This is a genomic window from Acidobacteriota bacterium, assembly GCA_016195325.1.
Taxonomy (GTDB): Bacteria; Acidobacteriota; Polarisedimenticolia; order JACPZX01; family JACPZX01; genus JACPZX01.
In genome coordinates this window covers 41362-54254 of sequence record JACPZX010000018.1, presented here as the reverse complement: position 1 = coordinate 54254, position 12893 = coordinate 41362, and the positions used below count along the sequence as shown (strand labels likewise).

General features: G+C 68.7%; 9 protein-coding genes. 3 read left to right on the top strand and 6 right to left on the bottom strand.

Features of this window, described 5'->3' with window-relative positions:
• Positions 1-116: 116 nt before the first annotated feature.
• Positions 117-419 (bottom strand): hypothetical protein, encoded by a 303-nt coding sequence (locus HY049_03830; protein MBI3448037.1) that lies wholly within the window; start codon positions 417-419, stop codon positions 117-119.
• A 70-nt stretch (positions 420-489) separates the two neighbouring features.
• Positions 490-3918 (bottom strand): MFS transporter, encoded by a 3429-nt coding sequence (locus HY049_03825; protein MBI3448036.1) that lies wholly within the window; start codon positions 3916-3918, stop codon positions 490-492.
• Positions 3919-3967: 49 nt separating this feature from the next.
• On the opposite strand from HY049_03825, the gene HY049_03820 reads away from it, so the two are divergent.
• The 3 genes from HY049_03820 to HY049_03810 all read left to right on the top strand — a co-directional run bounded on the left by HY049_03820 (position 3968) and on the right by HY049_03810 (position 6481).
• The gene (locus HY049_03820) at positions 3968-5779 is read left to right on the top strand and encodes a M2 family metallopeptidase (protein MBI3448035.1); all 1812 of its coding nucleotides are present in this window, start codon (positions 3968-3970) and stop codon (positions 5777-5779) included.
• Between the two features lie 91 nt (positions 5780-5870).
• Positions 5871-6167 carry a type II toxin-antitoxin system RelE/ParE family toxin gene (locus tag HY049_03815; protein ID MBI3448034.1) on the top strand — a complete coding sequence of 99 codons (297 nt, stop codon included), beginning with the start codon at positions 5871-5873 and terminating at the stop codon, positions 6165-6167.
• 17 nt (positions 6168-6184) lie between these two features.
• Entirely contained in the window at positions 6185-6481 is a 297-nt protein-coding gene (locus HY049_03810) for an XRE family transcriptional regulator (GenBank protein MBI3448033.1), read from the top strand.
• Positions 6482-6572: 91 nt separating this feature from the next.
• Here HY049_03810 and HY049_03805 read toward each other — a convergent pair whose 3' ends face one another.
• From HY049_03805 to HY049_03790, 4 genes are all read right to left on the bottom strand, one after another.
• Positions 6573-6788, bottom strand: coding sequence for a hypothetical protein (locus HY049_03805; protein MBI3448032.1), 216 nt, complete (start codon positions 6786-6788; stop codon positions 6573-6575).
• 111 nt (positions 6789-6899) lie between these two features.
• Entirely contained in the window at positions 6900-8657 is a 1758-nt protein-coding gene (locus HY049_03800; GenBank protein ID MBI3448031.1) for a thrombospondin type 3 repeat-containing protein, read from the bottom strand.
• Positions 8658-9327: 670 nt separating this feature from the next.
• Positions 9328-11268, bottom strand: a complete 1941-nt coding sequence (locus HY049_03795) for a thrombospondin type 3 repeat-containing protein (GenBank protein ID MBI3448030.1) — start codon at positions 11266-11268, stop codon at positions 9328-9330.
• A 1-nt stretch (position 11269) separates the two neighbouring features.
• Positions 11270-12607 (bottom strand): thrombospondin type 3 repeat-containing protein, encoded by a 1338-nt coding sequence (locus tag HY049_03790; protein ID MBI3448029.1) that lies wholly within the window; start codon positions 12605-12607, stop codon positions 11270-11272.
• Positions 12608-12893 lie beyond the last annotated feature (286 nt).

Genomic DNA, 12893 nt, shown 5'->3' with positions numbered 1-12893 from the left:
AGCGGGATGGGGCGACCGGCCGCGGGACCGCACGTCCCGGAATCGAACAGCCGGAGCCGAAGGCACGCCGGGAGCGGGCGCGCGTCGAGGGGCGGCTCCGGCCTGGTTCGGAAGCCTCAGCTCTTGGCGGGCGCGATCCCGACGACGGCCTTGTGCTCTCCCTTCTCGTTGTCCTGACAGGTAATCGTCACCTTCGCGCCGGCTTTCACCGAGTTCGCGACGAGGAGGGCGGCTCCTGAAACTGGAGCCTTGTGTTCCTGGCCCTGGTCGTCCTTGATCGTGATCATCTTCGACGCCTGGTCGTAGGCGACGACCGTGGCGTTCATCTCGTGGGTCTTCCCCTTCCCTTCGCCGGCGACTGCGAGCGCGAGGCAGGCGACGAAGACGAGTGCAACGGCGAGACCGAGTCGTCTCATCATCTTTTTCTCCTCTTCCGCGATGTTCGAGGTCCCAAGACCGCTCGACGGAGCGTTCCGGGCGCTCAAGTTATCACGACGACGTTCGCGGATGGGCCAGCGCCTCGGTCGCGACGCGGCGAATCTCGCGGAGATCGAGCTTCCCGCTGCCGAGGAGCGGGAGGCGCTCGACCTTCACGAAGGCCGCAAGCTGCGGGATGAAGAGGTTCGGAAGCCCGAGGGCTGAGAGCTTCTCGAGGACGGCGGGAAGGGCCGCCGGGTCGAGGGTGTGGAGGACCGCGAGGCGCTCCCCCTTCCTCTCGTCGGGGACGGCCGTGACGGCGAAGACCTGGTCGTCGCGAGAGGCCGCCTCGTGCAGGGCTTCCTCCACGCGCCCGTGGGGGACCATCTCGCCGCCGATCTTCGAGAAGCGCGAGAGGCGGTCGGTGATCTTGACAAAGCCGTCCTCGTCCATGAGCGCGATGTCGCCGGTCACGTACCAGCCGTCCCGCATCACCTGCGCCGTCAGGTCGTCGCGGCCGAGATACCCCTTCATCACGTTCGGCCCCCGCACGATCAGCATCCCGGGCGATCCGGGGGGGAGGGGCGCGAAGGTGTCGGGATCGACGATCCGCACGGCGACGCCGGGGAGGGGCTGGCCGACGAAACCTCTCCGGGAGCCCGGCTGGTAGAAACCCGGGCCGCGGAAGTCGAGGCTGCTGACGGCAATCGCCGGCGAGCACTCCGTGGCGCCGTACCCTTCGAGGGGGCGGATGCCGAAGGTCTCCTCGAAGCTCGACGCGAGCCGCTCGCCGAGCTTCTCCGCGCCGGCGAGGACGAGGCGCAGCGATCCGAACTGCGCCGGCGTGCAGCGCCGCATGTAGAGCTTCAGGAAGGTCGGCGTCGCGAGGAGCATCGTCACGCGGTGGCGCTGGACCAGCTCTCCCACCATCCCGGCGTCGAGGGGGCTCGGGTGGAAGACGATGCCCACGCGGCTCGACGCGGCGACCCAGAGCGCGAGGAAGCCGAACGAGTGGAAGAGGGGGAGGATCCCGAGAATCCTGTCGGATGGCGTGACGCGGAAGACCTGCGAGACGGCCGAGGCGTTCGAATCGACGTTGAAGTGCGTGAGGAGAACCCCCTTCGGCTCTCCCGTGCTCCCGCTGCTGAAGATGACCGTCGCGATGTCCCCCGCGGAGGTGCGCCCCGCGGCGCCGCATGCCCTCTCGAGGAGCCTCAGGGGGAGCGCGAGCGCCGCGACGGTCGCCGCCGCGCGCGCCACGGGGCCGACGCCGGAGGCGATCTCCTCGATCCAGATCGGCGTCACCCCCTCCGGAATCCGGAGCTTCGCCCTCTCGAGGAATGTCCTGCTCGTCACGACCGACCTCACGCCGGCCTGCGCCACCGCCGACGACATCGCCGCGCGCCCCGAGGTGTAGTTCAAATTGACGCTCGTCCGCCCCGCGAGGGCGACGGCGATGTTGACCTCGGCCGCGGCGACCGAGGGGGGGAGGAGGATCCCCACGAAGCTCTGGCCGCGCCACGCCTCGCGGAGACCCCGCGCGAGGGCGACCGCTCCCGTGAGCGCCGCGAAGCGGCTGACCCATGGCCGCTCGGCCTCGGCGAAGCAGAACGCGAGCGGATGGCGGCGCGCCCCGCGGACGAAGGTGTGGTGGAGCGGAGAGGCGCCCGTCTCGCGAAGGCGCGCGGCGGATTCCCCCAGCTCGTGGACGGCCCGCCGGACTTCGTGCAGCGGCGTCGCGGCGGGGAGGGGCGCTCCGAACGACATCGTCACCGGGTAGGGGATGCTCTCGGGGAGCTTCGTCACGAACCGGCCGTGAGCCCGGCTGAAGACGCTCCCCCAGACGCGATCGAGGTTGACCGGGATGACGGGGGACGTCCGACCCTTCGCGATCCTCTCCATCCCCCGCTTGAACGGGAGCATCATCCCCGTCCGGGTGATCTCCCCCTCGGCGAAGATGCAGACCAGCTTCCCCTCGTCGAGGCGCTTCCCCGCGTCGCGGAGCGCCCGGAGGACCATGCGGGGCCCCCCCGAGGCCGAGATCGGGATCGCCCCGAGCGCGGCGGCGAAGGGCTTCACCAGCGGGTGGTGGAAGTAGTCGGCGTCCACGACGAAGTGGACGTTCCGGTCGAGGCTCGCCATCACCAGCAGCCCGTCCACGAACGAGACGTGGTTCGGGACGAGGAGCGCCCCTCCCTTCCGAGGCACGTTCTCCGATCCGACGACGCGCACCCTGTAAAACGTGTGCGTCAGGAGCACGAGCGCGAGACGGAGGAGCGCGACCGGCATGAGCGCCACCGCCCAGAGCGTGAGGGCGAGCGTGACGAGGGCCGCGCCGACCAGGATCCCGCGCGGCGAGACGCCGAACCGCGAGAGCCCCTCCGCCATGAGCGACCCGCCGAGGATGCCCGTGAAGATGAAGACGTTGGCGAGGGCGATGACGGCGCCGCGCCGGTCGGCGGGGGCGCGCCACTGGAGGATCGCGTTCAGCGGCACCACGAGGAGGCCGCTCGCGATTCCGAGGAGCGCCATCAGGAGCATCGTCCCGGCGAAGCCGGGAGCGAGGAGGCCCAGGGCGCTCGTCAGGAGGGCGAGGCCGACCGCTCCCATCGGGAGGAGGCCGTACTCGACCTTCTCGGCGGAGAGCTTCCCGGCGAGGAGCGTCCCCGCCCCGACGCCGACTCCGAAGAGGGCGAGGGGGGCCCCCGACAGCGCGTCCGCGATCCCCAGGGTCGTCTTGATGTAGACGAGGACGTCCTGCCCGAGGAGGCTCGCGATCCCCCAGAAGAAGGTCGACCCGAGGACGGCGAGGCCCAGGGCGCGATCGGCGCGCATCGCCCTGAAGGCCGCCCTCAGGCTTCCCGCGAGATCCCCTTCGGACCGTGCGGGCGGCACGCGCTGGATCGTGCGCGCCGCGAACAGCCCCGCGATCGCGAGCGCCGTGAGCATCGCCCCCGCGATCCACGCGCGCTCCCCGGTGGCGTCGAGGAGAGGGCCTCCGGCCGCCGTCCCCGCGATGATCGCCACGAAGGTCCACATCTCGAGGAGGCCGTTCCCCCACGAGAGGCGCGCGTGCGGGAGGATCTCGGGGAGGATGCCGTACTTCGCGGGGCTGAAGAGGGCGCTCTGCGCCCCCATGAGGCCCAGGATGACGAGGGGGAGGGTCGTCCCCGCCGGGTCGACGGCGAGGGCCATCGTCCCCGCAACCATCAAACAGAGCTCGACCCCCTTCATCGCGATCAGGATCGACCTCTTGCCCGCGCGATCCGCGAGGAGCCCCGCCGGGAGCGAGACGAGGACCAGGGGAAGCGTGAAGACGACGAAGGCGATCGTCGTGCGCGTCTGCGAGGCGCCCTCGATGGCCGCGGCCGTCAGGCCTGCGGCGCGCACGGCCCGCATCGAGAGGAGCGCGACGAAGAGCTTGAAGGCGTTGTCGTTGAAGGCGCCGAAGAACTGCGCCACGATCAGACCGCGAAGCGGGTGGAGTTGCGGCTTCGTCATCGCTGCGGCAGTCTATCGCAACTCAATCCCACATCTCACGGGAGGAACGATGCGCAGGATGCGAACGGCCGGCCTCGCCACGGTGATTCTCGCCTCCCTCACGGCGGCCTTCGGCGCCGGGGCCGTGGACATCCCCCCCGACGAAGGGCAGCGCTTCCTCGACCTGTACTCCTCCCTCTTCCAGCGCCTCTATTACGTGGCCCAGCAGGCCGAGTGGGCCGCCACCACCGACGTCACCCCCGAGCACGACGGCGGGCGCGTCGCCGCCGACAAGGCCCTCGCGGCCTTCGTCGGGGACCCCCAGGTCATCGCCGAGGTCCGCCGCCTGAAGGCGCACACGGATCTCCTCTCGCCCCTCCAGACGCGCCAGCTCGATCGGATCCTCCGCGCCGCCGCCGAGTACCCCGGCACGATCCCCGACGTCGTGGCCCGGCGCGTCGAGGCCGAGAGCCGGCAGTCGAGCACGCTCGACTCGTTCACCTTCTGCATGGAGAAGGGCCCGTCAGGGTGCGCGACACCGATCACGGCCAACGAGATCGACGACACGCTCCGGAAGAGCCGCGATCTCGACGAGAGGCGGAAGGTGTGGGAGGTGAGCAAGCAGAGCGGCCCCACGCTGCGCCCCGGCCTCGAGGATCTCCAGAAGCTCCGGAACGCCGTCGCGCGCGAGATGGGCTTCTCGTCCTTCTACGCCCTCCAGATCGCCGACTACGGGATGACCGTCCCCGAGATGATGGCGATGCTCGACGGCTTCCTGAAGGACATCGACCCCCTCTACAGGCAGCTCCACTGCTTCACGCGCCGCCACCTCGCCGAGAGGTACCACCAGCCGATCCCGAAGAAGATCCCCGCCCAGTGGCTCGACAACCGCTGGTCGCAGCACTGGTCGGGCGTCGTCGAAGGGGTGGACTACGATCCTCTCTTCAAGGATCGCACGCCTCAGTGGATCGTGAGGCAGGCGGAGTCCTTCTACGTCTCGATGGGGTTCCCGAGCCTCCCCGCCGTCTTCTGGGAGAAGTCCGACCTCTACCCGGTCCCGAAGGGATCGGGGAGGAAGAAGAACACGCACGCCTCGGCCTGGCCGATGAACCTCAACGGCGACATCCGCTCCCTCCAGAGTATCGAGCCGAACGCCCTCTGGTTCTCGACCGCGCACCATGAGCTGGGTCACGCCTATTACTACATCTCGTACGAGCGCCCCGAGGTCCCTCTTCTTCTCCGCGCCGGCGCCAACCGCGGCTTCCACGAGGGGATCGGCGAGCTGATCTCGATCGCCGCGATGCAGACCCCCTACCTGAAGCAGGTCGGGGTGATGCCCGCCGATCAGAACCCGGACCGGATCGCCGTCCTCCTCGACGCGGCGCTCGACGCGACGGTGCCGTTCCTCGTCTGGGGGGCCGGGACGATGTCGCACTGGGAACACGACCTCTACGAGAAGAACCTCCCGCCGTCCGAGTGGAACAAGCGCTGGTGGGAGTACGTCGCGAAATTCCAGGGGGTCGAGCCGCCGTCCCCGCGCGGGGAGGAGTTCTGCGATCCGGCGACGAAGACGCACATCAACGACGACCCGGGGCAGTACTACGACTACGCCGTCGCGACCGTCCTGAAGTACCAGCTCCACCAGCACATCGCGAAGAAGATCCTGAAGCAGGACCCGCGCTCGTGCAACTACTACGGGAGCGTGGAGACGGGGGACTTCCTCCGGTCGATCCTCTCGAAGGGGGCGACCGAGGACTGGCGCAAGGTCATCCGCGACGCGACGGGGTCGGACCTCTCGACGAAGCCGATGCTCGACTACTTCGCCCCCCTCCTCGCGTACCTCGAGAAGGAGAACGCCGGCCAGCAGTGCGGGTGGGAGTGATCGGGGAGGCCTTGTCTTGCGATACGAATACTAGTATAATCTGGCGGTGACCGAGAAGCCGATCATCTGGGTGGGCTCCTCGCTCGCCGACATGCGGAAGCTTTCGGTCGACGCGAGGCGGAAGGCCGGGCACGAGCTCTTCCTCGTCCAGACCGGGCTCGAGCCGTCGGACTTCAGGCCCATGCCGAGCGTCGGGCCCGGGGTCGTCGAGATAAGGGTGCACACGCGGCTCGAGCATCGTGTCTTCTACGTCGCGAAGTTCTTCGAATCAGTGTACGTGCTGCACGTTTTCAGGAAGACGACGCGAGCGACGGAAAAGCGCGACATCGATGTCGGTGCGCGCCGCCTGCAGGATGTCATGCGCGGTCGAAAGACCCGCGGGGGGTGAGTGTCGTGAAGTCCAGGATGACCCGATCTAGCGGGAACGTGTTCCGCGATCTCGGCTTCAGCCCGGAGGAAGCGGACAATTTGAAGATCCGATCCTCCCTCATGGGCCACATCCGTCGCCGGATCGAGGCTCGCGGGATGACGCAGGCCGAAGCGGCGCGGAGAATGAAGGTATCTCAGCCCAGAGTGAGCGATCTGGTGCGGGGGAAGATCGACTTGTTCAGCATTGACTCCCTCGTGACGATGCTTGGTCACCTGGGAGCGAGGGTGCGGTTCGAAGTCGTCGTCAAGCGCACAAAGTCGCGCGTGGCTTGACGACCGGGCATTGGTAAGGGCCGCGCTCTCCTTGAGAGCCCCGGGGAGATCCCGCGCTCACATCGGCGAGCCCCCCGGGGGTTGCGAGTTTCTAGAGGAGCTTGCACCCGCTGGCGTGGAAGCAGTGGGCGACGCACATGTTCGGGTAGGTCACGCCTCCCTTGCAGATGACCGGCGAGTCGTCGTTCGCGCACTCGCAGACGACGCTGTAGCCTGGAGTGGCCGTCAGGAAGAGGGCCGAGATCGCGACGACCGCCATCACGAGCGCGATCAGGACGATGGAAAGACGCTGACGCAAGGTCTTCATGGTTCGCTCCCCAACGAAGGGTCCGGAGGCCTCCCCGAACGCGGGCCATCCCCGCGACCGGGACGCCGGAGGCTTCACGCTACCAGCGTCGCGTCGCGCCGACAACCCGGGCTACTGAGGCGTCACCTTCACCGTCGGGCTGACCGCCCCGGCGCCCGTCACGCTGTTCATCCCCCAGACCCGGATGTACAGGTATGGGCTCGCGAGGGCGCACGGCCCGGCGAGCTGGCCGGCGGTCGGGGTCCACGGCGGGGCCGAAAGCGATTCGTAGGTTCGCGCCGTCTTGCTGTCGGGGAATGTCGGATCCGACGAGACATAGACCTTGAAGCGATCGTAGGGTCCCGGGCTCCACCGAATCGGCGTCGGGGCCGCGCACGAGTAGGTTCCTCCCGCCGCCGGCGCGTCGATCGCGAAGTCGCAGAGGTCTCCCTTCCCGTCGTGATCGACGTCGCTCTGGTTCGGGTTCGCGAACTCGCGGCAGTTGTCGCAGGCGTCGCCGACGCCGTCGCGATCCTCGTCACGCTGCCCCGGGTTGTAGACGGCCGGGCAGTTGTCCGTCGCGTCGGGGATCCCGTCCCCGTCCCGATCGCCCGTCGCGTCGCAGGCGTCGCCGATGCCGTTGTGATTCGCGTCGGTCTGCGACGGATTGTAGGTCGACGGGCAGTTGTCGCACCCGTCGCCGACGCCGTCGTGGTCGCCGTCGCTCTGCGTCGGGTTGAAGAAGGTCGGGCAGTTGTCGCACGCGTCGCCGGCGCCGTCCTGATCGACGTCGCTCTGCGCGGGGTTGTACACCGCCGGGCAATTGTCCCCCGCGTCCGGGACGCCGTCGCCGTCGCGATCGGGGGGCGGCTCGCAGACGTCGCCGACGCCGTTGTGGTTGGTGTCGGTCTGCGACGGATTGTAGGCGGTCGGGCAGTTGTCGCACGCGTCGCCGACGCCGTCGTGATCGGCGTCGCTCTGCGACGGGTTGTAGACGCCGGGGCAGTTGTCCGAGGGATCGGGAACGCCGTCGCCGTCGGTGTCCGGCGGCGGCTCGCAGGCGTCCCCGATGCCGTTGTGGTTGGTGTCGGTCTGCGACGGGTTGTAGGTCGACGGGCAGTTGTCGCAGGCGTCGCCCACGCCGTCGTGATCCGTGTCGCTCTGCGAGGGGTTGTAGACGGTGGGGCAGTTGTCGGCCGAATCGACGACGCCATCCATGTCTGCGTCGCCGGGGCCGCCTGAAGGGCAGAGTCTCGCGGAGGCGACCTCGTACCCGATGTCGCCGCACTTGCCGAGCCGGCAGTTCGCGGTGCTGGTGACCGTGGTCTCCGGCTTCTTGCCGAAGGTCGTCCGCAGCCGGAAGCAATCCCCCGCCGGCACGGTGACGCCGGTCAGCGACGTCGCGTCCGTCGTGAGCCGGGCGACGGGCGACGCGAAGCTCGGGTCGTTGAGGGCGGCGACCTCGAGGATGAAGTGGACCAGGCCGAACTTGCCCGCGATGTCGGCGACGCCGACTCCCGGAGCCCGCGTCAGGTCGCGCGTCCCCGTCGAGCCGCAGGCGAGCGACGTGCACCCTCCGCCTCCCATCGCCGGGTGGGTGGTGGGCCTCGCGCTCTGATCGGAGTACACCGTCACGGCGGGCCATTGAACCGCGAGAAGGTGATCGGACGCCGGGTTGTTCGGGTCGATGGCGACGTCGCTCGTGACGATCGGCGAGGGGTTCGCCTGCCACGGGACGATGTTGTTCCGGGCGCCCGAGCGCACGGTGTTCGGCAGCCCGTTGGTGACGTCCTGGAAGCTGTAGAAGCCCGGACGGAAATCGCAGGCGGCGGGATTGGTGCCGGGAGCGTTCGCGCAGGCGCCGTTCCCCCCCTGGTTGAAGCGCGTCATCGTGGCGACGGCGGCGAAGGCGAAGTAGTCCGCGTTCCGGCTCTTGAGGAGGAGGGCCATCGGGTAGTCCTGCTGCCAGTCGAGGGAGTAGTACCCGGGGGAGCCGCTCCTCGCGTAGTACACGTCATAGAACGGATTGAGGATGTCGTCGTTGTTGACGAGGAGGCTCGCCGTCCGGTCGTTGTCGCAGCACCCGTCCACGCCGGAGTTCGCCCAGTTGTTGCTCGATAGGCAGGTGGCGCCCGGTGGGATGGTGGTGAACTGCGTCGCCTGGCGTGCGTCCTTGAGATCCACCTCCCAGATGCCGGCGTCGTTCCCATTGAACGTGGACGCCCCGAAGTTTCCGGTTCCCGACGAACCGCTCCCGTTGTTGATGCGCTGGTTTCCGAACCCGATCTGCCAGAAGGCGGCCGAGATGCTCGGGACGTGGCCGTTCGGATCGATCGGGTAGGCGTTGGGATCCCAGTCGGGAGGGGGAGTGAAGAACGCCAGATCACCGCACTGGAAGATGGCGAAGCCGCCGAACTCGAGGCAGTTGGCGGCGGCGGGCGATGCGGCGAGAAGAAGGACTGCGGCAAGCGTGAGGGCGGGGCGGCGCATGAGATCTCCCGTGGTTCGAGTGCGTGGCGGGCGGGTCGGAATCATACGGAAGTATACGGTGAAATCGGATTCATCGGCGCACGACCTTCACGACGGAGCTCACGGACCCCGCCTTCGTCACGCTGTTGGTTCCCCACACCATGACGTAGAGGTACGGGCTCGTGCTCCCGCACGGGCCCACGAGCTGTCGCGCCGAGGGTGTCCACGACGTCGTCGAGAGCCACTCGTACGTGAGGGCGGTCCTGGCCGGCGCGAAGTTCGAATCCGAAGATACGTAAACCTTGAATCGATCGTACGGCCCGGGACTCCACCGGATCGGGGTCGGGGCCGTGCAGGAGTACGCGGCTCCCGCTGCCGGCGCGTCGATCGCGAAGTCGCAGATATCTCCCTTGCCGTCACCGTCCGCGTCGCTCTGGCTCGGATTCGCCGTCTCGCGGCAGTTGTCGCAGGCGTCGCCGACGCCGTCGAGATCGGCGTCGCGCTGCCCGGGGTTCTTGACCAGCCGGCAGTTGTCGCAGTGGTCGCCCACCCCATCGTGGTCGGTGTCCTCCTGGAAGGAATTCTCGACGTTCGGGCAGTTGTCGATCGAGTCCGGCACGCCGTCGCCGTCGGAGTCGAAGGTCGGATCGCACGCGTCGCCGATCCCGTCGCCGTTCCTGTCCGCCTGCGTCGGGTTGTACGTCGCCGCGCAGTTGTCGCAGAGATCGCCGGGGCCGTCGGCGTCCGCGTCCTCCTGCCCCGGGTTGTAGACGGCCGGGCAATTGTCGCTCGCGTTCCCGACGCCGTCACCGTCCGCGTCGCCGATCGCGCCCTGCGGCTCGGAGGCGATCTCGTATCCCACGTCGCCACATTTCCCCACGCGGCAGTTCGCCGTCGAGCGGACGGCGGTCTCCGGCTTCTTTCCGAAAATCGTCCGGAGCCTCAGGCAGCTCGAAGGGGGGAGGGGAACCGCGGAGACGGAAGCCGACTCCGTCTCGAACGTGAACGACGGCGTGGTGAACCCCGGGTCCGAGACGGGGGCGACCTCGACGCGGTAGCGAATGAGCTCACCGAACCGGGAGACGATGTCCCTGACGCCGACTCCTCCGGCCGCCTGCGGGTTCGTCGAGGGGCGCGACGACATGTCGCTGAAGACCGTCGACGGCGTCCAGATCAGATCGAGGAGGCGCCCCGCGTTCGGATCGGCCGGGTCGGTAGGGACGTCGGCGACGACGACCGGGACGGGGGTCGGCTGCCACGGGACGATGTTGTGCCGGCCGGCGTGGACCGGGTTCTCGATCCCGTTGGCGATGTCGCCGAAGTCGTAGTACCCGGGCCTGAAGTCGCACGCGGCGGGGTTCGTCCCCGGGATGGCGGCGCACGGTCCGTCGCCGCCTGTGTTGCCGCGCGGCGTCGTCGCCACGGCGGCGAAGGCGAACCACCGGCGATCCTGAGTCTTCAGGAGGAGCGCCGTCGGGGCGTCCTGCTGCCAGTCGAGAGAGTAGATCCCGACGTACCCGCTTCGCGCGGCCTCGACGTCGTAATAGGGGTTCAGCATCCCGTCGTCGGCAAGAGGCTGTGCCGGGTCGCGCGGGTTGTCGCAGCAGCCGTCGACGCCGCTGTTCCCCCAGTTGTTGTTCCCGAGGCAGAGCGCCCCGGAGGGAGCGCCGGGTCCCTGGGTCCACACCGTCGCATCGCGGAGGTCGATCGGGCGGATCCCGATGTCGTTTCCGTTGAAGCTCGTCGGGCCCGAGGTACCCGTCCCCGAGCTCCCCTGGCCCGTGTTGGCGACGTCGTTGCCGAAGCCGATCTGCCAGAAGACGGCGTCGACGTTGAGGACGCGGCCCGTGTTGGGATCGAAGACCGGCCGCGCATTCGGATCGGGGACCGCGTCGACGTAGGCGTCCTCGGCGCAGTGGAAGATGGCGAAGCCGCCGAACTCGATGCAGTTCGCCGAGGCGGGGGAGGCGACGAGAAGGAGGGTGAGCGTCAGGGCGACCGGAAGTGCGGTGCGGTGTCGGATGGTGTTCATCTCAGTGCACCTCCACGGCCACGGAATCACTCCAGACCGGGTCGCTCGCCGAGCCCCTGGCCGCCTGAAGCCGGATGTAGAGCTTCGGGTGGGCGGCCTCGCACGGGCGGCGCCAGCGATGGGGGAGGGGAGTCCACGACGTTCGATTGAAGAGCCAACCCTCGCTGTCGATGCGGTGCTCGGGGGCGAAGTCGGGGTCCCAGGCGATGAATATCTTGAAGCGATCGAAACCGGCCGGGTCCCACTCGATCGTGGGCGAGGCGGAGCAGTCGAGACGCGCTCCCGCGGCGGGGGAGGTCACCGCGAGCTCGCAGGCATCCCCTCGCGCGTCGCCGTCGGCGTTCTCCTGGCGGGGGTTGTAGGTGTTGGGGCAGTTGTCCGACGTGTCGCACCATCCATCGCTGTCGCGGTCGGAGCATGGAGGACCCGTGGGGACGATGGGCAGGCAGGCGTCCCCCACTCCATCATGATCCCAGTCAAGCTGGCTCGGATTGTACGTGGACGGGCAGTTGTCGCACGCGTCACCGGCGCCATCGCGATCCGAGTCGCTCTGACCGGGGTTGTAGACCGTCGGGCAGTTGTCGAACGCGCCGAACACTCCGTCGGCGTCTCCGTCGCCCGCGGGAGGCGTCGGGCAGAGTCGCTTCGAAGCCACCTCGTAGCCGGTGTCGCCGCACATGCCAATCCGGCAGTTGGCCATCACCGTCGCGGCCGTCTCGGGCCTCTTCCCGAAGGTCGTCCTCAGACGAAAGCAGTCTCCCGGCGTGATTCGCATGGCCATGAGAGACGCCGCGTCGGTCTCGATCCGTTCGACCGGAGCGGCGAACGCGAGATCGTCCGGAGCGGCGACCTCGAGGATGAAATGGACGAGGCCGCCGAACCGGGAGGCGAGGTCACCGACTCCCACGCCGGGCGCGCGCGTCGCGTCCCGTGTCCCCGGAGGCAGGCAGGCGCCGGAAACGCACCCGGCGCCACCCATTGCGGGGTGCGTGCTCGGCCGGATGCTCTGGTCGGAGTAGACGGTCACCGCGGACCACTTGATGTCGAGCAGGTGATCGGAGTCGGGGTCGCCCGTGTCCACGAGGGCGTCGTGGGTCACCCGTGGTGACGGCGTCGCCTGCCAGGGAACCACGTTGTTCGCCCCGGGCGTCAGGGAGTTCCCCAGCCCGTTCGAGACGTCCGTGAAGTTGTAGTACCCGGGACGGAAGTCGCACGGCGCGGGATTCGCTCCGGGGCTCGCGGAGCACGGGCCGTTCCCTCCCTGATTGTGGCGGTTCATCGTGGCGACGGCCGCGAAGGCGAAGTATTCCGCGGTCCGGCTCTTGAGGAGGACCGCCATCGGGTAGTCCTGCTGCCAGTCGAGGGAGTAGTAGCCCGGCAGTCCTGATCGCGCGTAGTAGACGTCGTAGTACGGGTTCAGTACGCCGTCGTGCTCGACCATGAGGTTGGTCGAGCGATCGTTGTCGCAGCAGCCGTCCACGCCGGTGTTCGCCCAGTTGTTGCTGTCGAGACAGACGGAGCCGAGAGGCATGTACGCGAGGGTGGCGAGGAACGCGTCCTGCACGTCCACCTGGAATTTCCCCGAGTCGTTGCCATTGAACGTCGACAGGCCGGCCATCCCGGTC

Coding starts and splice junctions, on each gene's coding strand:
- HY049_03830 (MBI3448037.1), bottom strand. CDS start 419: ATGATGAGACGACTCGGTCTCGCCGTTGCACTCGTCTTCGTCGCCTGC.
- HY049_03825 (MBI3448036.1), bottom strand. CDS start 3,918: ATGACGAAGCCGCAACTCCACCCGCTTCGCGGTCTGATCGTGGCGCAG.
- HY049_03820 (MBI3448035.1), top strand. CDS start 3,968: ATGCGCAGGATGCGAACGGCCGGCCTCGCCACGGTGATTCTCGCCTCC.
- HY049_03815 (MBI3448034.1), top strand. CDS start 5,871: ATGCGGAAGCTTTCGGTCGACGCGAGGCGGAAGGCCGGGCACGAGCTC.
- HY049_03810 (MBI3448033.1), top strand. CDS start 6,185: ATGACCCGATCTAGCGGGAACGTGTTCCGCGATCTCGGCTTCAGCCCG.
- HY049_03805 (MBI3448032.1), bottom strand. CDS start 6,788: ATGAAGACCTTGCGTCAGCGTCTTTCCATCGTCCTGATCGCGCTCGTG.
- HY049_03800 (MBI3448031.1), bottom strand. CDS start 8,657: ATGACGCGCTTCAACCAGGGGGGGAACGGCGCCTGCGCGAACGCTCCC.
- HY049_03795 (MBI3448030.1), bottom strand. CDS start 11,268: ATGAACACCATCCGACACCGCACCGCACTTCCGGTCGCCCTGACGCTC.
- HY049_03790 (MBI3448029.1), bottom strand. CDS start 12,607: ATGGCGGTCCTCCTCAAGAGCCGGACCGCGGAATACTTCGCCTTCGCG.